Here is a 21,183-nt window from a genome sequence, read left to right on the forward strand (position 1 = left end):
CATCCTGATTTTTAAGACTTAAAGCAGATCCGCAGCCTTGCGGCCCGAGCGGATTGCCCCTTCGATCGTCGCAGGCAGGCCGGTGGCGGTCCAGTCGCCTGCGAGCGTCAAGTTGGTCCAGCGGGTGCGCGCCGCGGGGCGGCGCAGCTCTTCTTGCGGTACGGCCGCGAAGGTCGCGCACGCTTCGCGCGAGATCTGCCACGCGGGCAGCGGCTCGGGCGGCAGCGACGCCGCGCCCGCCACGTCGGCCCAGACGCGCCGCGCAAGCGCCTCGGATGTGCCCGCGTCGAGCGCATCGAACGCATTGAACATGCGGACGGCGGCGGCATCGTGGATCGTCGCCGAAATGCGGCCGGCGCCCGCGAACAGCCAATCGGCCGTGCCGCTCACCAGCGCCATCGGCGTGGCCAGTCCCGGCGGCGGCGTCACGGCGAAGTGCACCGTGACGACGGCCGTGTGGCGCTGCGGCGTCTGCAGCGCCGGCACGAGCGCGGCGGCGGCGGCGGCCGGCACCGCCAGCACGACGGCCTCATCGGCGCCCAATGCGACGCGGCCACTCTCGAAATCGAGTGCGACGACGCGGCCCGCCGCGTCGTCGTACGCGATCCCGTTCAGGCGCGAATCGAGCCGGATCGCCGCACCGCCGTGCTGGAGCATCCGCAGCGCCGGATCGACGAACGCGCTCGACAGACCGTTGCGCGCCACCAGCGGCCGGAACGCCTCGCCGCCCGCGGACAGCACGTCGCGCAGCAGCGTGGCCGCGAGCTCCGCGCTGGCCTCGCGCGGCTCGACGTTGAGCGCCGCGAGAAACAGCGGGCGCAGCAGGCGCTCCCAGAGCAGGCCGTCGCAGCGCATGGTCTGCGCCATCGTGCGGCCGGGCTTGGCGAACAGGAGCGGCAGCAGCGCGAGATAGTCCGACACCTTCGTGCCCGGCACGCGCGCGTTGGCGTCGCCGATCCAGAACGGCACGCGCGAGCGCGAAAAGCGCACAGTCCAGCACGAGCGCGCCGCGAGGTCCATGAACGCGAAGGCCGGCTCGGCCGGTCCCGCGAGCTCGTCGGCGGCGCCGATCGTGCGCACGTAGTCGAGCGTGGCTTCATGGCCCGCCAGCACGAGATGATTGCCGCTGTCGAGCGTGGCCGCGAGCGTGCGGTCATAGTACGAACGGCAACGTCCACCTGCCTGCGAGGCTGCCTCGTGCAGCGCGACCTGGACCCCGCGCCGCTGCAGCCGGATGGCCGCCGCGAGGCCCGCAAGCCCCGCGCCGATCACGTGGACGAGCCGGGGCATCAGAATAACGCGTAGCGCGCGACGATCCACATGAGCCGCGCGCGCGGCTTGACGACCTTGGGGCGCGGCAGATCGAAGCCGCGCTCGACGGTGCGCTCGAGCAGCACGCGGTACACGCCCGACATGATGCGCGGCGCCTTGACCTGCGCGCGCGGCGTGCGGTCCATGATGGCGTCGGCCTCGGCGAAGTGGCCGAGCGCACGCTTCACGAGCGTCGCGCACACGCGCGGCAGCGACGGATCGGCGGCGATGTCGTGCGGGTTCGACGCCGCGATGCCCTCGCGCGCGAGCAGCTCGCGCGGCAGGTAGCAGCGGTTGATGCCCGCGTCCTCGTCGATGTCGCGCAGGATGTTCGTGAGCTGCAGCGCGCGCCCGAGGTGATGCGAAAGCAGGCGGCCGGGCGCCTCGTCCATCCCGAAAATCCTCACCGACAGGCGGCCCGCCGCGCTCGCGACGCGGTCGCAGTAGAGGTCGAGCGTGGCCTCGTCCGGTGCGCAGATGTCCTCCGCGGCGTCCATGGCCATGCCGTCGATCATCGCGTGAAAGTCCTCGCGCGCGAGCCCGAACGTATGGATGTGGCGCGTGAGCGCCGCGAGCGAGGCGCGCGGCGTGCCGGCGTAGCAGGCGTCGATGTCGGCGCGCCATTGCTCGAGCCCCGCCGCACGCTCGGCGCGCGGCAGGTCGCTGTCCGCGATGTCGTCGACAGCACGGCAAAAGGCGTAGACCTGATACATGGCGTCGCGCTGCGCAGCCGGCAGGATCCGCATCGCCAGATAAAACGAGCTGCCCGACGAAGCGGCGGCGGCGTCGGTTTGATGTGTATCGTCCACGACGAGGTTGGAAACGGCCAAGACGCTTCTCCGCTGGGGTCGCCCTCGACGGGGCTTTTCAGATATTCGGGCCCGCATGCCGCGGGTCGCCCGCGCGCGCGGACACGCGCGAGGCACCGGCCCTGCCGGAACACCGTTCAGGGTCCGAGGCCGGAAACGGGCAAAAGTATAGCAACCTTTGCCGGCCGCCGCAGTCGCGGCCCGGTCAACGGCGGCGGGGACAGAGCGGGGAAAGGCGGGGGTCTGGACCCGGCGCAGGCGCCGCGCGAGGAGACGCGCAATCACACGGATGACCGCATGACGCGAATTACATCAAATCAGCTTGAATTGCCGTGATTTTCGGCCATCTACAGCCAAAAAATTAGGAAAGCTCGTGAACCAGCGCGACGCAGCGGTTGCGCCCCTGGCGCTTGGCCCGGTAGAGCGCCGCGTCGGCTTCATTGATCATGACCTCATAATCGGGGGCGCCGGGCCGCGCGGCGGCGGCGCCCACGCTCGCCGTCACGGGCACGACCACGCCCTGCACCTCCACGGGCGCGTCGCCGATCGTGTGACGGATCTTCTCGGCCACGTGCAGCGCGTCGTCGAGCGTCGTGCACGGCAACAGCAGCGCAAACTCCTCGCCGCCGAAGCGCCCGAACACGTCCTGCTTGCGCACCACCTGCGCCACGCGCTGCGCCATGGCGCGCAGCACCGTGTCGCCGGCGACGTGGCCGAATTCGTCGTTGATCTTCTTGAAGTGGTCCAGATCGAAGAGCAACACCGACATCTCGCCGCCATAGCGCTGCCAGCGCGCGAATTCGTCGGCGAGCCGCCCTTCGAAAAAGCGCCGGTTCGCAATGCCCGTGAGGCCGTCGCGGTCGGCGTATTCGCGCAGCCGCGCCACCGCGTCCTCGCGCTCGCGCTGCATGACGCTCACATGCGTGACATCGGAGACGGTCACGCACACGGCGATCACCTCGCGCTCGCGCATGAGCGGCATGAAGGTGCAGTCCTGCTGCATGTAGTCCACGCCGCCCGTGATGGGACGGTCGTGATCGAAGCGGAACAGGTAGGGCCGCTGCTCCCACGAGCTGAACGCGAAGCTGCCGAGCTGGAACACGCTCTCGACCTTGCGCGTGAGCCAGGCGCGTGGCAGGTCGGGAAAGCGCTCGAAGACCGGCCGGCCGATCACGTCGGCGGCCGCCACGCCACTGTGGTCCTGCATGAAGCGGTTCCACATCAGCACGTTCATGTCGCGGTCGAGCACGAAGATGCCAAAGCCTACGCGCTCCACGACGAGGTCCGACAGCGACAGCGGCATGGCGGGCGTCGATGGCGGCGGGTCCGGCAGGTCACGGGTATTCATAGGCTGTGCAACAACGCGTCGATGGCCCGGCTCACGTGATGGATCGATTCCTCGGCCATCAGCATCACCAGATGCGCACGAAAGCGCTGGTCTTCCAGCGCGAAGTTGACTTCCACGAGGAGCGCGAGATCCCAGGCGAGCATGCCGGGCTGGAACACCTCGTCGAGCATGATGGCTTCGCCCAGCAGCCCCGGCTGCGAGAACACCGGCATGCGCCCGAGCTGATCGAGCATCGACGAGACGCACGCGCCCGAGAGCACGTTAGCCACGTCGAAGATCAGCTCCTGCTCGGTGAGCGCATCGCGCGTGGCGTGCGCGTACGGGCCGCCGATCAGCGCGCCCAGCTCGGCGATCTCGCCGCTGCGGCAGATCACGAGCGCCTCGCCCTTGATCTCGGAGCGAAAGCCCTGGCGCACCGCCGTGACCGGGCCGTCGATGCCGGTCATCTCGCGCAGCGCCAGCGCCGCCTCGCTCACGGCGACCACGCGCACACGCGGCACCGAGAGCTCGATGAAGGCGTTGAGGAGCCCCGACAGTCGCGTCGCGGCCTGGCCCATGCCGAGATTGGCGATCTCCTGGAGCGCGTCGCGCTGCAATTCCGTGAACACTCGATCAGGCATACAACCCGTACTCCTTGAGGATGGGTAGCAGCGCCTCCTGCGTGACCGGCTTGGGCACGAACGCCATCGCGCCGAGCGCGAGCGCGCGCTCCTGGGCGCGCGGCTGGACGTCGGCTGAAACGACGATCACGAACGTGTTCAGATCCTCGTGCTGCAAGGCTTCGAGCACCTGAAAGCCCGTCATGTCAGGCATCGTGAGGTCGAGAAACATGACCGGCGCACGCCCGGCGCGATACAACGCCAGCGCTTCTTGTCCGTTCGACGCGTAGGAGATCTCGACGTCCCAGCCCTCGGGCAGCGCCTTCGTGAGCACCTTGCGGGCAAGCAGCGAGTCGTCGGCGATCACGATGGGCAAGGACATGGCTATGCAGATTGAATGTGCGTGGGACGGAATGCGTTAAGGCGTATTAACGGCTGCGAACGCGAGTTCTTTAGCGTGCGCGCACATTTTTATGCGTACTGTATGGAACCGTCGGCTGACTGATTGAATCGATGGCGCGGCTCGACGCGCGCCCGACCGATGCGAAGCGGCTGCGTATTTAGGCCGCTTTCTTTGCCTTACAGATTGAGGACACCCCGAAAAACACGGCCTGTTGTGCGCCAGGCAACGGCCATTTTTGCGCATGTTAATTATCGTGGCAGCGATTTTCGAAGCAAATTGAACCAAATGCAACTCGTCGACAATCGTTCGACGAACAAAAATGACTTGTTTTTGTCGATTTCAAGAAATAATCAATCCATCCCCTAATTAAAGGCCGGCGATTATGCTTTTGTGTACGTTTGCGCTACGCGGAACGTCGCGCAATCACGGGGTCACCAGGAGAAATCGTTCTAACTGCACGCCGTAGCGCGCGCTTAAATCCACTTTGCGGCGGCGCATGATGGCCGCCTGCTTAGCCGGCGCACGCATCGTCCGCGCAGATGGAAAGCGCATCCGAGGCTCGAACGGCCCGAAGCGCGAGCCCGGTCGTTTATCATGTCAAAGGTCCGCCGCCGTCTTCAGCCTTATCCCTACGATGAATCCCGACCGGCCCGCAGGGCCCGACGATCGCTCGCTGCCGCCGCCGCGCGCCGACGAAGTGCCGTTTCCGGCGGCGCCCAGCCACGATTTCACGGTACGCCGCCGCACGCTGATCGCGCTGCTGCTGGCCGCGATCGTGCTGCCCTGCATCTATGTCGCCACGATGGCGTGGAACGACTTGCGCACGCGCGAGGCCGACGCCACCGACGCCACGCTGCGCACCGTGCGCGTGGCGGAAGAGCATGCGCTCAAGGTGTTCGACATGAACGATGCGCTCGATGCTCGCATCGTCGATGGCGTGGAAGATCTCGACGACGACGGCATCCGCGCGAACGAGGCGCAGATCCACGAGAAACTCGACGCGATCGGCGGCGGCTATCCGCAGGTGGCGGCCGTCTCGATCTTCGGCCGCGACGGCGAGCTGCTCGCGAGCAGCCGCTATTCGCCGCCGCCGCGCGTGTCGATCGCCACGCGCGACGACTTCGTGGGCATCCGCGATGGCCGCATGCTCGACCACGTCTCGCGCGTCATGCAAGGGCAGGTGAGCGGCGAAACCGTCTTCAACACCGGCATCGCGCGCCACGACGCCGTGGGCCAGTTCGCCGGGCTGGTCTCGGTCGCGCTGCGGCCCAGCTACTTCGACAAGTTCTACAGCGAGCTGCTGGGCGACGACTCGCCGATGGCGCTCGGCCTCGTGCGCAGCGACGGTGCGATCCTCGCATTCGAGCCGCCGCCGGGTGCACGCGCGCCTCGCGCGACGCTTGCGCAGGCCTCGGCGAGCGCCGCATCCTCTAATAGCGCCAGATCTGCGACCGGGGCGAGCACGGCGCCGTCGAGCAGCACCGGCGTATCTGGCGCCGCCACGCCGGCCGCCATCACGGCCGACTCGCCGCTCGCAGCCGCGCTCGCGCTCGACAAGGAAGCGGGCGTCGTGCGCATGCATTCACGGCTGCTCGGCGACAACGCGATCGTCGCCTTCCGGCGCGTGGGCGCGTATCCGGTCTATGTCGCCTGCCTCTACCGCACCTCGGCGGTCTGGTCCGCGTGGTACCGGCACCTGAGCGTGCTGATCATCTCGATGTTCACGCCGTCGATCGCGCTGTGGTGCGTGATCTGGCTTTCGCTGCGCCGCCTCGCCGCCGAGGAGGAAGCCTGGGAACGCTGGCAGGCCGAAGCCGCGATGCGCCGCTCGATCGAATCGGCCTACCGGCAGTCGCGCAAGATGGAGGCGCTCGGCAATCTCGTCGGCAGCGTCGCGCACGACTTCAACAATCTGCTGATGATCGTCTCGGCCAATGTGCAGATCGCGCGACGGCGCGGCGTGACGGGCTTCGAGCGTGAAATCTCCGCCGTCGAGCGCGCGCTGAAGAGCGGACAGTCGCTCACGCGCCAGTTGCTCGGCGTCGCGCGCAAGCAGCCGCTGCGCAACGAGACGATTCCCGTGGGCCGCTGGCTGCCCGCGTCGCGCGAGCTGCTGCGCGCCTCGCTCGGCGCGAAGGTCGCGCTCGTCATGGACGTCGACGAAGCCGTGTGGCCCGTGCGGGTGGACGTCGCCGAGTTCGAGCTCGCGCTCATCAATCTCGCCGTCAATGCGCGCGACGCCATGCCCAATGGCGGACGCTTCACGGTGCGGGCGCGCAATATCTCGTTCCGGCCGGGCGAAGGCTTCCCGCTCGACGGCGAGTTCGTGCACGTCGCGCTGGAGGACACGGGCGTCGGCATGCCGCCCGATGTGCTCGCGCGCGCCTTCGAGCCGCTCTATACGACCAAGCCGAAGGGCATGGGCACGGGGCTCGGGCTGCCGCAGGTCTTCGCGTTCTGCGAGCGCTCGGGCGGGCTGGCCGCGATCGACAGCGCGATTGGCGCCGGCACCTCGGTGCATCTCTATCTGCCGCGCGCGAGCGCCGCGCCGGCCGCGCAACGCGAAGCCGAGCCGCGCGAGCACAGCACGAATCCGCCGCAAGGGCTGAGCGTGCTGCTCGTCGAGGACAACGACGAAGTCGCGGCGGGCACCGAGGCGCTGCTGCAGATGATGGGCCATCACGTCACCTGCGCGAACGACGCGGCGAGTGCGCTGGCGTTCGTGGATGCGGCCCGCGCCGCGCGCGCTAGCGACGACGATGCGCCGCACTTCGACCTCGTGCTCTCGGACATCCACATGCCGGGCACGATGAACGGCATCGATCTCGCGGAAGCGCTGCAGACGCGCGAGCCCGGCTTGCCGGTGATCCTCGTCACGGGCTACGCGGAAGAGCTGGAGCGCACGCGCGGCGTGGATGTGCGCGTGCTCTCGAAGCCGTTCGACATCGCCCTGCTGGAGAAAATGCTGGAGGCGATCCAGCACGATCGCCAGGGGCGCGCGCGGCGGGAACGGGACGCGACACTGTAGGTCGAAATGGCACGCGGGGCACCTTGGGCACGCGGCCGGTGTGCGCCGTGCGCACGGCGGGCTACGCATGAGCGAGCTTCGTGGCACGCGGATTGCGGTATCCGTCTGCGGCACGTGGAAACGGCTATGAGGAGGAACGAGCCATGAAACAGACCGTGACCGGTCTCTTCGAGACCTACGACAAGGCGCGGCATGCGCAGGAAGCGCTGCTGCAATGCGGCTTCCCTGCCAGCGACATCGAATTGCCGGTACACGAGTCAGGTGTGCTGGCCGGCATCGAGCGGATCGTCGCGAGCTTCTTCTCCACGACGGGCGACGTGCGCGCGAATACGGGCGCGCCGCCCGAACCCGAAGCACCGGCGGGCAATGTGCTGATCGGCGTGCGCGTCGCCGACGAAGCGCGCGTGGACCTCGCGTGCAATACGCTGCGCGGCGAGCACGCACTCGAAGTCGCCGTGCGCGGCGGCAACTGGACATGGGCCGCGACGGACGCTGCCGATCCCGTTGCACGCGAGCATTCGGCACTCGACGAGCTTGGCCTCGCCAATCTGGCTGAAGCCATGCGTCGGCGCGTAGCACAGTCGGCGCAGGACGAAGCGAACGAGGTTCGGCCTGGCGCCGCCGGTGAATCTGCGCGCTCGTCAACCGAGGCCACGGCACAACCGTCACGGCCGGTGAACGAGGCCGAGGCCACCGTGCTCGCATCGGCCAGTGCGCCGGGCGCGGGCGCCGTGATGGGGAGGACAGTCGGGGCGCGCGTCGACGTACCTGCGGCGCCGCAGGCGACGCAACCCGCAGGTGCTGCCGCGCCGCGCATCCCCGACGAATTCATCGAATACGAAGAAGACTCGCACGACCACCGTGCATCGGACGCGCCGGATCGGCCCGTGACCGGGCAGCGTCCGACGCTGCATTAAAGAAGCTGCCGCCTGCGCGCGCCACACTGCGTGCGCAGCGCTTGCCGCGGCGCATGTAGTGTGAGCGCCGCGGCACGACCCGCTACCTGCCGCTACCGGCCACTCTCTGCCGCGGCCCCACCGGCTCGGCCGCGCCGCGGCCGTTGCCTAGCGGCCCAACTGACGCTTGATCCATTCGGCATAACGATCGACGAACGCCTGCAGGAACTTGCGCGTATCGTCGTTCACAATCTCGCCTTTTTCGTTGATCCGCGTGGCATCGTGCTTGATGAACATCTCGGGCTGGCCGAGCGTCGGCACGTCGAGATAGGCGAGCACGTTGCGCAGGTGCGACTGTGCAAGCGCCGTGCCGATGGCCCCCGGCGACGTGCCCAGTACGGCACCTGGCTTACCGCTCCACGAGTTCTTGCCCCACGGGCGCGAGCCCCAGTCGATCGCATTCTTCAGCACGCCGGGGATCGAGCGGTTGTACTCGGGCGTCACGAAGAGCAGCGCATCGGCGGCCTCGATCTTCTGCTTGAATTGACGCGCGACCTCGGGATAGTCGGCGTCGTAGTCCTGGCTGTAAAGCGGCAACACGCCGATGTCGAGAAACTCGAACGAAAAATCGGCCGGTGCCAGCGACGTCACAGCATGCGCGAGCTGGCGGTTGAATGAAGCCTTGCGCAGACTGCCGACCACGACCGCAACTTGATAGGCCATCTCAGTGTCCTCCCCGGTTTGCCCCGGTAGCGCGCACGAAGCGCAGTGGAAAGAAACCCCATCATAGGCGTGGGAGAAAATGGCGGTATGTCAGATGGTCGGAAGGGCCGCGCGCGCGATGCGCATGGCAACTGTGGATAAGCGAGGCTGGCGGGAGATTTATCCACAGATTTTGTTCACAACCTTGTGGACAAATTGGCGCGAAGCCCGATGGCACCGGGCGATTCTCGGGATCGCGACAGGCGTCGACGCGCAGCGCGGTGTGCCGCCCTGCGGTGAAACTCGCGTGACGACACGCGCCGCGCGACTGTGCGGCTGGATATTGCGCGGAGATTCACCGTTTCGCGAGCGGCCAACCCGGCAGGGCAGGTTGTAGAGAACGACCGCGAGTGCGAGACCTGCGCACGAAACGACCGCCCGGCAGGATCTGCCCGAAGAAGACGAAACGCAGATCGGGCGAACCGGCTCAAATCAGTCGAATAGCGCGGCGACGTTTTCCGGCGGACGGCCGATCACGGCACGTCCGTTACGCACGACGATCGGACGCTGCAGCAGAATCGGATGGCGCGCAATTGCTTCGTAGAGCTGATCATCAGTCACGCCATCGGCATCGAGTGCGAGCTCCGCGTACTCAGTTTCGTTGGTGCGCATCATGTCGCGCAGCGGACCACCCAATTGGGCGTGCAGAGCCTTCAACTGGTCGACCGTGAGCGGAGTCTTCAGGTACTCGACGACCTCGACCGATTCATTGGCCGTGTTGTATGTGGTCGAGACCAACTCGCAAGTGGCGCGGGACTTCGAGCAGCGGGCGTTGTGATAGATCGTAATCATGGGTTCAAGGCGAGATTGGTCGGGGAAGATGGATTGCATTGGGAACAGCGGTGCCCGTCTGGTCACTCGGACGGACATCGGTGCAGTGAACTCAACGGCACCCAAAGCCTGTCGTAAACGCGATCGGTCGAACAGGTTTCGTGGGGGACCGTTCACAGGGACGAATTTTACCGGCCAGGCCGGAGAGGGCAGAAGTGGCTCGTGAATCTACCCTCGGGCTGGTTGTAATGAATGATGAAAGCAGCTGGGACTTGGAGGCACTGAGGCAGACAGCCCATAAGGATGCAATGGCCTGAGCCGATCGATGGATCACTGAGGTATCGCGTAGCCGCTGACCGGCACTTGCCGGCAGATTTATGCGCATAAAGTTGGGGACGTTATGTCGCGTGGGCTCGACTTCGGATGCCTGCTGAAGCGCGGTGGCCAGGTGCTGTTCTTCCGGATCGACGCGGCATCACCTCGCCCCCTCGGGCTTTATGCGCATAAAGCAGCACTCGCAGAAGAGGGCACTTGGCGCCCGATGTGCCTAATGAATGTCGAGAGTAATTTCAGATCCAGCCAGTCATCCGTCGCCACAACCTTTATGCGCATAAATCTGTCGGCCGGTCCTGCTCTACGCGGCCAACCATACGATTTCCATGCGTTCGTCAAGTACGCCCTCCGTAACCAGAACCGTCCAGATGCCTCGCATTCGCCGACCTTTATGCGCATAAACCTTGGCCGAATGGCCAATCCTTCATGCTGTGCGATGAAAATCATACAACTGCCGTTGAATCGCAACTTAATCCAGGTAAAATCCAAAACAATTAGCAAAAGGAGAAAACCAATTGGCAGCAGAGATAATCGCAGTCACGCAGCAAAAGGGCGGGGTCGGCAAGAGCACGATCGCGATGCATCTCGGCGCGGCATTCCACGAAAGGGGAAAGCGTGTACTCGTGGTCGATGCCGACGGCCAGAACACGCTGGTCCACTGGGCAAGCGCATCCACAGACGGGGAAACTGGGATTCCGTTCCCGGTGGTGAATCTTTCTGAGGCGGGTGGCCAGATCCACCGCGAGATCAAGAAGTTCATCGGCGACTACGACATCATCATCGTCGACTGCCCACCGTCGATTACCGAGAAGGTCTCTGGCGTGGTCCTGCTGGCCGCTACGGTCGCCGTCATCCCCACCTCGTCTTCACCGGCCGACTACTGGTCGAGCGTTGGACTCGTCAAGCTGATTCAGCAGGCGCAGGTCATGAACGAAGACCTGAAAGCCGTCTTCCTGCTGAACAAGACCGAAGAGAAGCGCATGCTCACCCGCGAGTTGAAGCGCGCGCTGGAGGAACTCGGTTTCCCGTTGCTCAGAACACAAATACCCACTCGCGAAGCGTACAAGCAGGCCATGGCTCTCGGTCAAACGGTCCTGCAGATGAGCGATCGTGGTGCGCGGCTCGCCGCAGTCGAAGTGCGCGCTTGCGCCGACGAAATAGCGGAGATGCTCCCCTGACTTTATGCGCATAAAGGACGCTGAATGAAGCCCTCACAATTTGCCAAAGGTTTTCAGGCACGGCCTGACACGACGAGCAGCGAAAAACGCACGGCCCTCGACCGACTCAATGCCATCGACGGCATCGTCCAGGACAAACCGAAATCACGTGAATCGGTCGGTCGCGCAAGTCAGCCAGAGCCGGTCGAGAGCACGGAGGATGCCGCTCTTGCTTCGACGGAGCACGAGTCTGCGGAATATCGCGCGTGGCGCATCGAGCAGGGTTATCGTCCCGGCCAGATCATCGAGCTGCCGCTGAAGGCGATCAAAGCCAGCCCGTTTAATCCGCGTCATTTCTATCTGAAGACTTCGATTGCCGAGCTCGCAGTCAATCTCGCGAAGCAGGGGCAGCAGCAGGCCATCCACGTGATTCCCGATTACGCGGCGCCGGGCAGCTATTACGTCAGCGACGGCGGGCGGCGTGTGCGCGCCCTCAAGGAAGCCAACAAGGAGGTCGTCAAGGCAATCGTCGTCGATCTGCCCATCGGCCTCGCGAGCTACAAGCTCGGCTACGATCTCAACGTCCAGCGCGACTCGCAGACGGTCTTCGACAACGCCATAGTCTGGAAGCGCTTTATCGACGAAAAGCATTTCCAGAGCCAGCGCGAGCTCGCCGATCATCTTGGCCTCGATGAATCGACCGTGGCTGTGGCGCTCTCCATTGCCAAGCTGCCCGAATTGGTCATGCACGAAATGGTCGCGCGCCCCGATCGCTTCGGCTCGAATATGGCCTATCAGGTTGGCCGCTATCATGGTGCGCGCGGCACCGACGCCACGCTGCGCTTGATCAACCGGATCGTTGCCGACGACCTCAGCACGCGCCAGGTCGCGGACATCGTGAAAGGCCGGGCAACGCCCCAGGAAAGCCCCAAACCTGCAGGCCGGCAGCGTTACGCCCAGCGCCTGGAAATCAAGCTCGACGGCGTAGCCGTGGGCGACCTGAAGTCGTACGGCGAGGACCGGCTCGAACTGCGTTTGAAGGGTCTCACGAAGGATCGGCGCGACGCCCTGCTTCACCAGATCGAAGAAATGCTGAAGCTGAAGTAATCGCGGCAAGCAAATAAAAAAGGTCTTCACGCCTCATGCGTGAAGACCTTTTTTATTGGAATTTCACTGGAAACCCGCTGCGAATCAGACGAAACCCTGCATTGCCCTGTCCACTGGCCGGCAGAAGCGGCAGCGCCGGAGCTCAGGCCGCGCGCGACTGGCTCAGCGTAAAGGCGAGCAGATCGCCGTCGGTAGGTTCGCCCCACGTCTTGCGTGCGAGCCAATCGAAGAACGCCGTATCGGCCAGTTTCGAGTCGAGGCCGCGGCGGCGCCAGTCATCGCGCAGATGTGACCCAAGCCCCGGCAACTCATCGTTCTCGAACGACGTGCGTGCAATCTCGCGCTCCAGCTCGCCCTGCTCGTCATAGAGCGCACGCGCCTCCTTGCGCCGGTAGGCCGCGTATTCGTCCATCAGGCGGGCCTTCGGATCGTCCGCCGCCGCGCTCCCGGCCACCGCGCTCCCTGCCACCGCGCGTGCCGTGGCAGGTGTGCCTGCCCCTCCATCCTCCACCGGTGGCGCGTAACCCTTCTTCAAGGCATCCTTGAATAGCGCTGCGGCGCTGCGCACGGGTGGCAAGCTCGTGCTGCGCATACGCTGCTCGGTCAACTGAAGCGCCGCGCGGATACGGTTCTCCTCGCTGTCGGCATAAAGCGACTGGGCTTCCTTCAGCGGAATGCCGATCTTGACCATGCGGTCGACGAGCGTGCTGTCGAAGACGTTCGGGTGCTCGTCGAGCGCGAGCATGGGCTGCTTGCGCTCCGTCACGCGAAACTGGATTTCCGCAACCCGCCGGCCTTCGCGATGCTCGATCAGCTCGACAAAGATGTTCGTGACGGCGTTGACTTCCGCAATGGCCGGCCGCAGGTAATCGCGCTTGAAATACTTGTACTCGCGCTTGGCTTCGTCGCCGGCCTCGGTGTCGGGCGTGCCCGACAGGATCGGCCGCCACCACTCCCACGTCTCGCGCATCGTCAGATGGCTCGGATTGGTGAGATAGCGCACGCAGATTTCGTAAAGCGCGAGACCGGCGCTGCTGCGCAACTGGCTCTGGAATTGCAGGCTCAACCGGGCATACTGGACCGGATCCAGCAGCTTCTTCTTGATCTTGGGTGCGAACGAGAATTCCACCCAGACGCGGCGAGTGGTCGGGTCTTCGAGAATTTCTGCGTCGGCGATCAATGTGGAGATGCCCCACTTGCGCCCCGGCTTCTGGCTCGAGGTGCCCTGGCTCCATTCGACCTGCACCGACACCATGCGCCGCAGATGCTCCTTGACGAGCGCCGTGTCGTTCGAATCGAACGCCGAGTTCGCGACGATGTCGGACAGGAGCGCACGGTAGGTATCGCCAGACTCATCCGCCTGCTGCGCGACGGCGAGCAGGACGTTGAAGAGCTTGCGGGTCAGCAGGGTGATCTTGCCGCTCTTCGGCTGAATCGCGATCGCCTCGACGGCCTTGCGCAATTCGGCCGAGCTCGGGCTCACCACATCGGTTTTTTTCACGCGCTTCGTGGCCATGCGTCGGGTCGAGGTGAGATTTCGCGAAAGGATACCGCCTGTGGTGAAACGCGTCTATAGGCTCACTCTCACCATTGCCGGTGAAGCGAGTCTGCGGCGCGCACCTCACCGCGACGGGCTCCCGAAAACACTCACCTTGCCGGCAAGCGCCTGTCCGCCGGGCTCCCGACGCACTCGGGGTTTTGGCACCCACCGCTCATCCGGAGCCGCTCGGAAAGGTGTCGATCGGCTCCCGAACAAGCTCACCTCAAAAATTTCCTGGCTCAAACGCAACAGCAGGCCGATGCGCTCACGGCCTTGGCGTGCCGGCGCTAATGGGCCAGCGGGAAGCAGCCAACCCGCATGGCGCAGCACAAATAATGGGGCAAGCCAAATGGAGCGAACGGCTCCGCGACCATCTGCGGATAACACCTGGAACGGATAGCGCACCCGCCTGGGTACGCAGCATCCGCGATCCGTAGCCTTCCTCAGGTGCGCCCGTTGCGCAGGCCTGGCGCACTGCAACGCCCCTCCGCTTGCGCCAACCCCCTTTGGCCAGCGTCGCGTGCCCGCTTCAGCGCGTCACGAGAGTCCGCAAGACGCCCACAAATTGTCCTTCCGGCTCGACTGCCCCCCGAAAAAGCTCACCTTCAACACGCCAAGAAGTTTGAGCGTGTAACGCTTGTGGCCAAAACAGCAAGCCGATACCCGCCATTACGCTCCCGAAAACGCTCACCTTTGGAGCCTGGAAGAACGGCGATGCCCGCCGGACCCGACCTGATGAGGGCAGCGCAGCCCTCCCGGAAACGCTCACCTTTGCCGCGGAAAGTCGGAAAAAGCCAATAGATTCCTATGGTTATCCACAATCCACGTCGGCCACGCGAGGAAACCGGCCATTCCCGAAAATCCTCACCTCAATACATCGTGCAGACTGAAAGCGCGCGTCACCACCCTGCACCAGTAGCTCCCGAAAAACCTCACCTTGGCGGATCAGCCGAAACACCGGGCAGCATCACGCGCCTTTGCAAATCAACCTTCCGGCGTCAGTGAACGCCAACTTGCTCCCGAAAAGGCTCACCTGAGTAGCCTTTTCGGCCCAAATCGGCCCCCGAATAAACTCACCTCACGCGGGCACGACACGCCAGGCACGGCCGATTTCGCGGCACTGCGACAAACTCCCGGAAAAGCTCACCTTAATACGCACGCGGAGTCGAAGCCTCCTCCGGCATTGTCATCTCCTCTCAGGATCAAGCACTCTTGCGCTCCTGTAAAAGCTCACCTCAAGGTCCGAAAAGCCGCGAATTCGGTCAAAATGCCCCTTCGTCTCCCGAAAAGCTTCACCTTGGCCAGGCGATTCTTCCCGATCTCCCTCACCGCAGCTTCCAGGCGACCCAAATTGACGCCGAAAACCCGCCCAATCACACACCCCGAATCCCCTCACCGTTGCAATTCATGTAACAACACCCACTGCCCCGATGTGTCGGGGGCAGAGTCCCCGTCCACTCCCGTATTGACTCACCCTTGCTGCAGAGTCAAGAATCGGGGTCGTCCCGAACCCGCTCACGTCCTGTCCCGCAAGCACTCACCCCCTTCCCCGAAGCCCATCACCCGCCTGTCCCGCAGAGGCTCACCACCGTTCCCGTAAAGGTTCACCTCTTCGGGCTGAAACCCACGCCAGGTAAGGGTTTGCTGTGGCGTTAACGTCTTTTAACAGGTATCAAGGGTGTTTACTTTTATTACTCTCAAGCCCATCTACCCCGCGAGCCCTCCGGGATATCCACACCCCGCAGAGCCTCAAGATCCGTTTTTGCCAGTACAACCACTCGTGAAACAACGTCTATAAATGGTTCACTTCCAGAAAGCCAAGCGTTTACAATGGCTTATGGAACAAACTTCGTTTTGTTTCACGAAGCGCCGACTCAAGCGACAGCAAAATCGTCATTTGGAGTGCCTGCTTCGCCTGAATGACACGTCTCCGAAAGACTGCACGGATAGTTGTATGGATCAATACGTAATTTGTTATTATTCGATCCGTTATCCCTCGCAGACGCAGAGACGACCATGATTCGAGACGAAGACCGCCAGGCCCTCCGCGAAGAGCTGGAAACCTTGCGCAAAGACGGCGCGCGCCGGCAGGACCTGTCCTTACATGCCTGCAAGCGTCTCTTTTTCGACTTCGGCATCCGTCCCTCAATGGCCACCGTCCGGGATTTGACCCAGACTGGCAGCGCCAGTGACATTCCCAAAGACATCGAGCTTTTCTGGCAACGCATTCGTGCGGCGTCGAAGGTGCGCGTCGGCAACGGCGCTATTCCGTCCGCGTTGGAAGAGCGCGCCGGCGAACTCCTTGGTGCTCTATATGAAGAGGCCCGAGCGCTGGCCCGGCAGACGCTCGAGGCCGAGCGTCAGGAAATCGAGTCTGGCCGCCACGATGCCGAACAGGCATTGCGCGATGCAGAGGCCCGACGTCTTGCCGCCGATGAAATGCTCCAGCGCAGCGAGGCCCGCATAGAAGCGGCCTGGGCTCGCGTGCGCGAGCTCGAAAACCAGCTGGCGACCGCTTCCGCGCATGGCGCACTGCATCAGGACAGCCTGCAGGCAACGGCACGCCGCCTCGAGGCTGAAAACGAGTCGCTCCAGAAGCGTATCGAGACGGAGCAGACCACCAATGCCGGCCTGCGCGACCGCATCGACGGTTTGCACGAAGAAATGCGCAAAAGCACCGAGCACTACGCGCAACAGATCAAGGATGCGCTCGCCGAGGCCGAACGCCGCGTGAAGCCCATGCTGGTCGAACTCGATTCGCTGCGCACGATGTCGTCCACGTGGCAGTCGGCCCAGCGCGAGGCCAGCAAGAAGGAATTCGAATTCATCCAGCAACTGGCCACGGCCAAGGCGCGGGCGGACCGGCTCGACGCCGTATTGCGCGAGCGCTCGGACGAGGTTGACGTGCTCACGCGCCAGGTTGCGACGTTGCGCACGCAACAGGGTATCGACGGTTCGGTTGCCGGCGTGTTGTGCGCGCTCGCGCAGGCCGGGCGCCTGGGCGAGGACGAGCTGGCGCAACTCGGCACGCGCGTCGACGCCCATGTGAGCCTGCCGGCGCATTGCCCGAACTGCGAGGATGGCGAGCCGGAGCTGGCGCAGGTCGATGGCCGCTTCGAACTGTCGTGTCCCGAGTGCGACTACACGTCGGGCCTGGGCGTGTCGCGACTCGAGGCCGTTGCGCGCTTCACAGCGGGCAAGAAAGATGTCCGCAATGCCGTGAGGTGAGCATTTTCGGGAGGCGCCGGGTGCCGGGAACGGGAGCTTTTACGGGAGCGGCAACGGCGCGCGATGTAGACGGATAGCGCTTTTCCGCCTCGAACCTCAGTGTGCTTCAGTCTGCTTCGGGCGCGACATCCGCGCGACTCGCGGATGCTTCCCGGTCGGCCCAGACGCGCCATGCGCGATGCAGCCGCCCCGCGGAAATCGGTTGCAGGAAGCCGAGCCACTGCCCCACCTGATCGGCGTGGGTGCCGCGCTCGAACAAATCGGCTGCAAAGCTGTTGCGCAGGGTTTGCGGGCTCGCGCGTTCGGCGCGGGTTTCAGCGATGCCCGCCGTCTCCATCAATGCGTCGATCGCGCGCAGCACGGTGGCCTTGTGCATCGGACGCCCATTCGGCGAGCCGGGAAACACGAGCTGCCCGGGCAGGCCCGCGAGACGACGCGCTTCGAGCCAGGCCCCCATCACGTCGACGGCGAATGGCGCGAGCCGCGTGCTGTGGGTGAAGGCCGGATTGTCGGCTTCGAGGGTGATCCATTCCGAGCCGATGGCCGTGGCGTCGAGCTTCAGCGCGATGGCGTCGCCGGTTTTCAGGCCGCCGCCGAGGAAGACGGCCACGAGCGCGCGGTCGCGCCGCTCGCGCCAGCGCTTCGCGGCCGACTGCTCGGTAAGCGGCGCGAACAGCCGCGCGATCACGGCGGCGCGTTCTATGGCAGTGAGAAATCCGGTAGGTTCGTTCTCGCGCGCATTGCGCCAGGCGGCCTCGCCGTCCTGGGCGATGAAGCGCGCGGGGTTCGTGGACGCCAGTTCGATCTGGCGCACGTGATCGAGCACGCGCTCGATGAGGCGCAGATAGCGCAGCCGCTGCGGCTTCTTCACGTCGAGCCCGGCGACGAATTCGGCGATCGTGCCGGTGTCCACGGAAACAATCGTCTTGCGCCTGAGCGCGAGCCATTCGAGAAACCGCCCCCATTGCACGCGGTAGACGTCGGCAGACGACTGGCGCAAATCCTGGGAAGCCAGCCAGGCGTCGAAGGCGGCGGCCGGATCGTGCTGCCAGTCCTTGCGCTGCTGGTCGAAGAGGTCGCGAGAGGAATGGGAGGTGCTCATCACTATCCTTCCGTTAGTTGCGTTACGAGAAAGGATTCTAGCGAAATCCGCGCGGGACCGGGCGCCGCCATGCGGCGAAGCCGGCCCTGCCGCGCGCGGCGACATACGATAGCCGTCACCCGCCCCACGCGCGCGAGCGCTTCGCTGCGGCGCGCCGCCGGGCTTCGCGCTGGGCGTCCTGCGCGCTTTGGGCTGCCCGCTCATAGGCGCTGACGGCGAATGCGAACACCGCCGGCAGCGCATTGGACTGGCCAAAGTCGACCGTCTCGTCGGTTTCCGGGTACGCGAGGCCGCCCGGACGCTGGAACAGGCCGAGCATCAGCGTGTCGTGACGGCTCGCGAAACCGAGGTCGGCGAGCGCTTCCGCCTCGATAGCGTGCAACAGGCGCCAGGTGAGCGGTACCTGCTGGGCGATATAGCGTTGTGCGATGTTGCGCACGATCTGCTCGAGGTCGCGCGCGGCCGCTTGAAAACGCAAGGCGGCCAGTTCCTGCTCGTTCGGGGTTCGCGAGGTTTGCGGGGATTGCATGGCGGCTGCTCCGGTCGTTCTTTTTACTGTATGAATATACAGTAGTCGGCGCGATCGTGCAGCCTCATCCGTTCGGCCAGGGATCGTCGAATGGTCGGATGCGGGGCGACACGCCTGAAGGCCGGCGACGGGCGACTGCCGTCCGCTCAGCCGTGGATCACGATCAGCAGCGCACGCGCCTCACCCTTGCCCACGTTGCGGATCGCGTGCGGCTGGTCGCCGATATAGCGCGCCGTGTCCGCCGTCTTCAGACGCTCGTGCGCGTCCCCCGCCTCCACCTCGATCGTGCCCTGCAGAACGGTGAGATGCTCGCGCGTGCCGGGCTCGTGCGCCGCCGACACCAGGGCGCCGCCCGGCTTGAGCGTGAGTTCATACCACTCGAAATGGCCGGCCAGCTCGATCGGCCCCCAGACGCGCAATTGATAGCCTGCTTCATGCCCATGCAGGGTCGGGATGTCGTGCGGCCCGGCCACCGTGATGGCGTCGGGCGCGCGCGGCGCGACGAACAGCGAATCGAGCTTCACGCCCAGCGCGTTCGTGAGCCGCCACGCCACGGCGATCGTCGGATTCGCCTTGTCGCGCTCAATTTCCGATAGCATGGATTTTGAGACGCCGGCCGCGCGCGACAGCTCGTCGAGCGTCATCTTGCGCTCGCTGCGCAGGCGCTGGATCTGCTCGCCCACGCGCGGCGGCGCGGCAGGCGCGGCCCGAACGGACGGATCCGGGAGCTCCGCCGCCGGGTTTGCTGCGGCGCGGGATTTGCGCGTGGGGGTTTTGGTCCCCGCATTCTCGCCTGCGTGGGCACCGGCGTGGCTCGCTGCGCCGGAATGTTCGGCCGATGAATCCGGCGATGCTGCACGCTTGCCCGCGCGCGAACCTGTGCCGATGCTTGCCATGGACTGCCTCATCGATTAAAGTTGTTCGATATATCGAACATGAGTTCGGAAAAACGAATAATTTCGCTCAAAGCTGACGGCGACTATAGCAGCCGCGGCTTGGGCTGTGTCGGTCAGAGCTCTTCCTCTGGCCCCATGCAAGATTGCCCAGGAGCACGATGCAATGGCTACCCCCTATCTCGATCACCTGCGCGCGACGCTCGACCAGATTCGCGCGGACGGCTTCTACAAGAGCGAGCGCGTGATCGCGACGCCGCAATCGTCGTCCATCGGACTCGCCGACGGCAGCGACGTTCTGAACTTCTGCGCCAACAATTATCTGGGCCTCGCAAACGACGCGCGCCTGATCGCCGCGGCGAAGGACGGGCTCGAGCGCGATGGCTTCGGCATGGCCTCGGTGCGCTTCATCTGCGGCACGCAAACGGTGCACAAGCAGCTCGAAAGCGCGCTCGCCGCGTTCCTGCAGACCGAAGACTGCATTCTCTATTCGAGCTGCTTCGACGCCAATGGGGGCCTCTTCGAAACGCTGCTCGGCGAAGAGGACGCGATCATCAGCGACGAGCTCAATCACGCGAGCATCATCGACGGCGTGCGGCTCTCGAAGGCGCGCCGCTACCGCTACAAGAACAACGATCTCGCCGATCTCGAAGCGAAGCTGCGCGAAGCCGATGAAGCCGGCGCGCGCTACAAGCTCATCGCGACCGACGGGGTGTTCTCGATGGACGGCATCATCGCCGACCTCAAGGGCATCTGCGATCTGGCCGACCGCTACGGCGCGCTCGTGATGGTCGACGACTCGCATGCTGTGGGCTTTATCGGCGCGCATGGCCGCGGCACGCCCGAGCACTGCGGCGTGGCGCAACGCGTGGACATCATCACGGGCACGCTCGGCAAGGCGCTGGGCGGCGCGTCGGGTGGCTATGTGGCGGCGAAGAAGGAAGTGATCGAGCTGCTGCGCCAGCGCTCGCGTCCGTATCTGTTCTCGAACACGCTCACCCCGAGCATCGCGGCCGCGTCGCTCGCGGTGCTCGAGCTGATCGCGAGCGCCGAAGGCGCGCAACTGCGCGCGCGCGTGCAGGCCAACGGTGCGCATTTCCGCCGCGAGATGAGCGCGCTCGGTTTCACGCTCGTGCCGGGCGAGCATCCGATCATCCCCGTGATGCTCGGCGACGCGCAGGTGGCCGCGAAGATGGCCGATGCCTTGCTGCACGAAGGCGTCTACGTGATCGGCTTTTCGTATCCGGTCGTGCCGAAGGGCCGCGCGCGCATCCGCACGCAGATGAGCGCGGCGCATACCCCCGAGCAGATCGACCGCGCCGTGGCCGCGTTTGCGCGCGTAGGCAAGCAGCTTGGCGTGATTTGAG

General features: G+C 65.0%; 17 protein-coding genes. 6 read left to right on the forward strand and 11 right to left on the reverse strand.

What is annotated here, in order from left to right; translation table 11 throughout:
* Window positions 1-18: 18 nt before the first annotated feature.
* The 5 genes from hpnE to BO1_RS15010 all read right to left on the reverse strand — a co-directional run bounded on the left by hpnE (window position 19) and on the right by BO1_RS15010 (window position 4,449).
* Window positions 19-1,290: a hydroxysqualene dehydroxylase HpnE gene (hpnE, locus tag BO1_RS14990; protein WP_028218244.1), complete on the reverse strand. Its 1,272-nt coding sequence runs from the start codon at window positions 1,288-1,290 to the stop codon at window positions 19-21.
* Window positions 1,290-2,141, reverse strand: coding sequence for a presqualene diphosphate synthase HpnD (gene hpnD / locus BO1_RS14995; protein ID WP_028218245.1), 852 nt, complete (start codon window positions 2,139-2,141; stop codon window positions 1,290-1,292). The genes hpnE and hpnD overlap by 1 nt, the downstream gene beginning before the upstream one ends.
* A 340-nt stretch (window positions 2,142-2,481) precedes the next feature.
* Window positions 2,482-3,423, reverse strand: a complete 942-nt coding sequence (locus tag BO1_RS15000; protein ID WP_028218246.1) for a GGDEF domain-containing protein — start codon at window positions 3,421-3,423, stop codon at window positions 2,482-2,484.
* Between the two features lie 41 nt (window positions 3,424-3,464).
* Complete coding sequence (locus BO1_RS15005; RefSeq protein ID WP_028218247.1) at window positions 3,465-4,088, reverse strand: chemotaxis protein CheC; 624 nt, start codon at window positions 4,086-4,088, stop codon at window positions 3,465-3,467.
* Window positions 4,081-4,449, reverse strand: coding sequence for a response regulator (locus BO1_RS15010; protein ID WP_028218248.1), 369 nt, complete (start codon window positions 4,447-4,449; stop codon window positions 4,081-4,083). Before BO1_RS15010 ends, BO1_RS15005 begins: the two co-directional genes overlap by 8 nt.
* Window positions 4,450-5,104: 655 nt before the next feature.
* Here BO1_RS15010 and BO1_RS15015 point away from each other — a divergent pair.
* A complete protein-coding gene (locus BO1_RS15015; RefSeq protein WP_028218249.1) occupies window positions 5,105-7,498 on the forward strand; it encodes a response regulator in 2,394 nt (797 codons plus the stop codon).
* A gap of 143 nt (window positions 7,499-7,641) precedes the next feature.
* Window positions 7,642-8,415: a hypothetical protein gene (locus tag BO1_RS15020; protein ID WP_028218250.1), complete on the forward strand. Its 774-nt coding sequence runs from the start codon at window positions 7,642-7,644 to the stop codon at window positions 8,413-8,415.
* Window positions 8,416-8,562: 147 nt separating this feature from the next.
* On the opposite strand, the gene BO1_RS15025 is transcribed toward BO1_RS15020, so the two are convergent.
* Complete coding sequence (locus tag BO1_RS15025) at window positions 8,563-9,117, reverse strand: NADPH-dependent FMN reductase (RefSeq protein ID WP_028218251.1); 555 nt, start codon at window positions 9,115-9,117, stop codon at window positions 8,563-8,565.
* Window positions 9,118-9,588: 471 nt separating this feature from the next.
* Entirely contained in the window at window positions 9,589-9,948 is a 360-nt protein-coding gene (arsC, locus tag BO1_RS15030) for an arsenate reductase (glutaredoxin) (protein ID WP_028218252.1), read from the reverse strand.
* 827 nt (window positions 9,949-10,775) lie between these two features.
* Here arsC and parA point away from each other — a divergent pair.
* On the forward strand, window positions 10,776-11,438 hold the full coding sequence (gene parA / locus BO1_RS15035; RefSeq protein ID WP_028218253.1) for a ParA family partition ATPase: 663 nt from the start codon (window positions 10,776-10,778) through the stop codon (window positions 11,436-11,438).
* 24 nt (window positions 11,439-11,462) lie between these two features.
* Window positions 11,463-12,524, forward strand: a complete 1,062-nt coding sequence (locus tag BO1_RS15040) for a ParB/RepB/Spo0J family partition protein (RefSeq protein WP_028218254.1) — start codon at window positions 11,463-11,465, stop codon at window positions 12,522-12,524.
* A 142-nt stretch (window positions 12,525-12,666) separates the two neighbouring features.
* On the opposite strand, the gene BO1_RS15045 is transcribed toward BO1_RS15040, so the two are convergent.
* On the reverse strand, window positions 12,667-14,040 hold the full coding sequence (locus BO1_RS15045) for a replication initiation protein (protein WP_028218255.1): 1,374 nt from the start codon (window positions 14,038-14,040) through the stop codon (window positions 12,667-12,669).
* Between the two features lie 2,040 nt (window positions 14,041-16,080).
* On the opposite strand from BO1_RS15045, the gene BO1_RS15050 reads away from it, so the two are divergent.
* Window positions 16,081-17,292 carry a DNA-binding protein gene (locus BO1_RS15050; RefSeq protein WP_028218256.1) on the forward strand — a complete coding sequence of 404 codons (1,212 nt, stop codon included), beginning with the start codon at window positions 16,081-16,083 and terminating at the stop codon, window positions 17,290-17,292.
* Between the two features lie 106 nt (window positions 17,293-17,398).
* Here BO1_RS15050 and BO1_RS51185 read toward each other — a convergent pair whose 3' ends face one another.
* The 3 genes from BO1_RS51185 to BO1_RS51190 form a co-directional block, all read right to left on the reverse strand.
* Window positions 17,399-18,394 (reverse strand): tyrosine-type recombinase/integrase, encoded by a 996-nt coding sequence (locus BO1_RS51185; protein ID WP_043284943.1) that lies wholly within the window; start codon window positions 18,392-18,394, stop codon window positions 17,399-17,401.
* 115 nt (window positions 18,395-18,509) lie between these two features.
* Window positions 18,510-18,923, reverse strand: a complete 414-nt coding sequence (locus tag BO1_RS15060; protein WP_028218257.1) for a DUF2471 family protein — start codon at window positions 18,921-18,923, stop codon at window positions 18,510-18,512.
* A 146-nt stretch (window positions 18,924-19,069) separates the two neighbouring features.
* Window positions 19,070-19,819 carry a helix-turn-helix domain-containing protein gene (locus BO1_RS51190; protein ID WP_084687971.1) on the reverse strand — a complete coding sequence of 250 codons (750 nt, stop codon included), beginning with the start codon at window positions 19,817-19,819 and terminating at the stop codon, window positions 19,070-19,072.
* Window positions 19,820-19,982: 163 nt separating this feature from the next.
* Here BO1_RS51190 and BO1_RS15070 point away from each other — a divergent pair, with 163 nt between their 5' ends.
* The gene (locus BO1_RS15070) at window positions 19,983-21,182 is read left to right on the forward strand and encodes a glycine C-acetyltransferase (RefSeq protein WP_028218258.1); all 1,200 of its coding nucleotides are present in this window, start codon (window positions 19,983-19,985) and stop codon (window positions 21,180-21,182) included.
* The last annotated feature ends 1 nt before the right edge of the window (window position 21,183 follow it).

It is taken from the genome of Paraburkholderia oxyphila NBRC 105797, from assembly GCF_000685075.1.
Classification (GTDB): domain Bacteria; phylum Pseudomonadota; class Gammaproteobacteria; order Burkholderiales; family Burkholderiaceae; genus Paraburkholderia; species Paraburkholderia oxyphila.

Coding starts and splice junctions, on each gene's coding strand:
- hpnE (WP_028218244.1), bottom strand. CDS start 1,290: ATGCCCCGGCTCGTCCACGTGATCGGCGCGGGGCTTGCGGGCCTCGCG.
- BO1_RS15000 (WP_028218246.1), bottom strand. CDS start 3,423: ATGCCGCTGTCGCTGTCGGACCTCGTCGTGGAGCGCGTAGGCTTTGGC.
- BO1_RS15005 (WP_028218247.1), bottom strand. CDS start 4,088: ATGCCTGATCGAGTGTTCACGGAATTGCAGCGCGACGCGCTCCAGGAG.
- BO1_RS15010 (WP_028218248.1), bottom strand. CDS start 4,449: ATGTCCTTGCCCATCGTGATCGCCGACGACTCGCTGCTTGCCCGCAAG.
- BO1_RS15015 (WP_028218249.1), top strand. CDS start 5,105: ATGAATCCCGACCGGCCCGCAGGGCCCGACGATCGCTCGCTGCCGCCG.
- BO1_RS15020 (WP_028218250.1), top strand. CDS start 7,642: ATGAAACAGACCGTGACCGGTCTCTTCGAGACCTACGACAAGGCGCGG.
- BO1_RS15025 (WP_028218251.1), bottom strand. CDS start 9,117: ATGGCCTATCAAGTTGCGGTCGTGGTCGGCAGTCTGCGCAAGGCTTCA.
- arsC (WP_028218252.1), bottom strand. CDS start 9,948: ATGATTACGATCTATCACAACGCCCGCTGCTCGAAGTCCCGCGCCACT.
- BO1_RS15040 (WP_028218254.1), top strand. CDS start 11,463: ATGAAGCCCTCACAATTTGCCAAAGGTTTTCAGGCACGGCCTGACACG.
- BO1_RS15045 (WP_028218255.1), bottom strand. CDS start 14,040: ATGGCCACGAAGCGCGTGAAAAAAACCGATGTGGTGAGCCCGAGCTCG.
- BO1_RS15050 (WP_028218256.1), top strand. CDS start 16,081: ATGATTCGAGACGAAGACCGCCAGGCCCTCCGCGAAGAGCTGGAAACC.
- BO1_RS51185 (WP_043284943.1), bottom strand. CDS start 18,394: ATGAGCACCTCCCATTCCTCTCGCGACCTCTTCGACCAGCAGCGCAAG.
- BO1_RS15060 (WP_028218257.1), bottom strand. CDS start 18,923: ATGCAATCCCCGCAAACCTCGCGAACCCCGAACGAGCAGGAACTGGCC.
- BO1_RS51190 (WP_084687971.1), bottom strand. CDS start 19,819: ATGGCAAGCATCGGCACAGGTTCGCGCGCGGGCAAGCGTGCAGCATCG.
- BO1_RS15070 (WP_028218258.1), top strand. CDS start 19,983: ATGGCTACCCCCTATCTCGATCACCTGCGCGCGACGCTCGACCAGATT.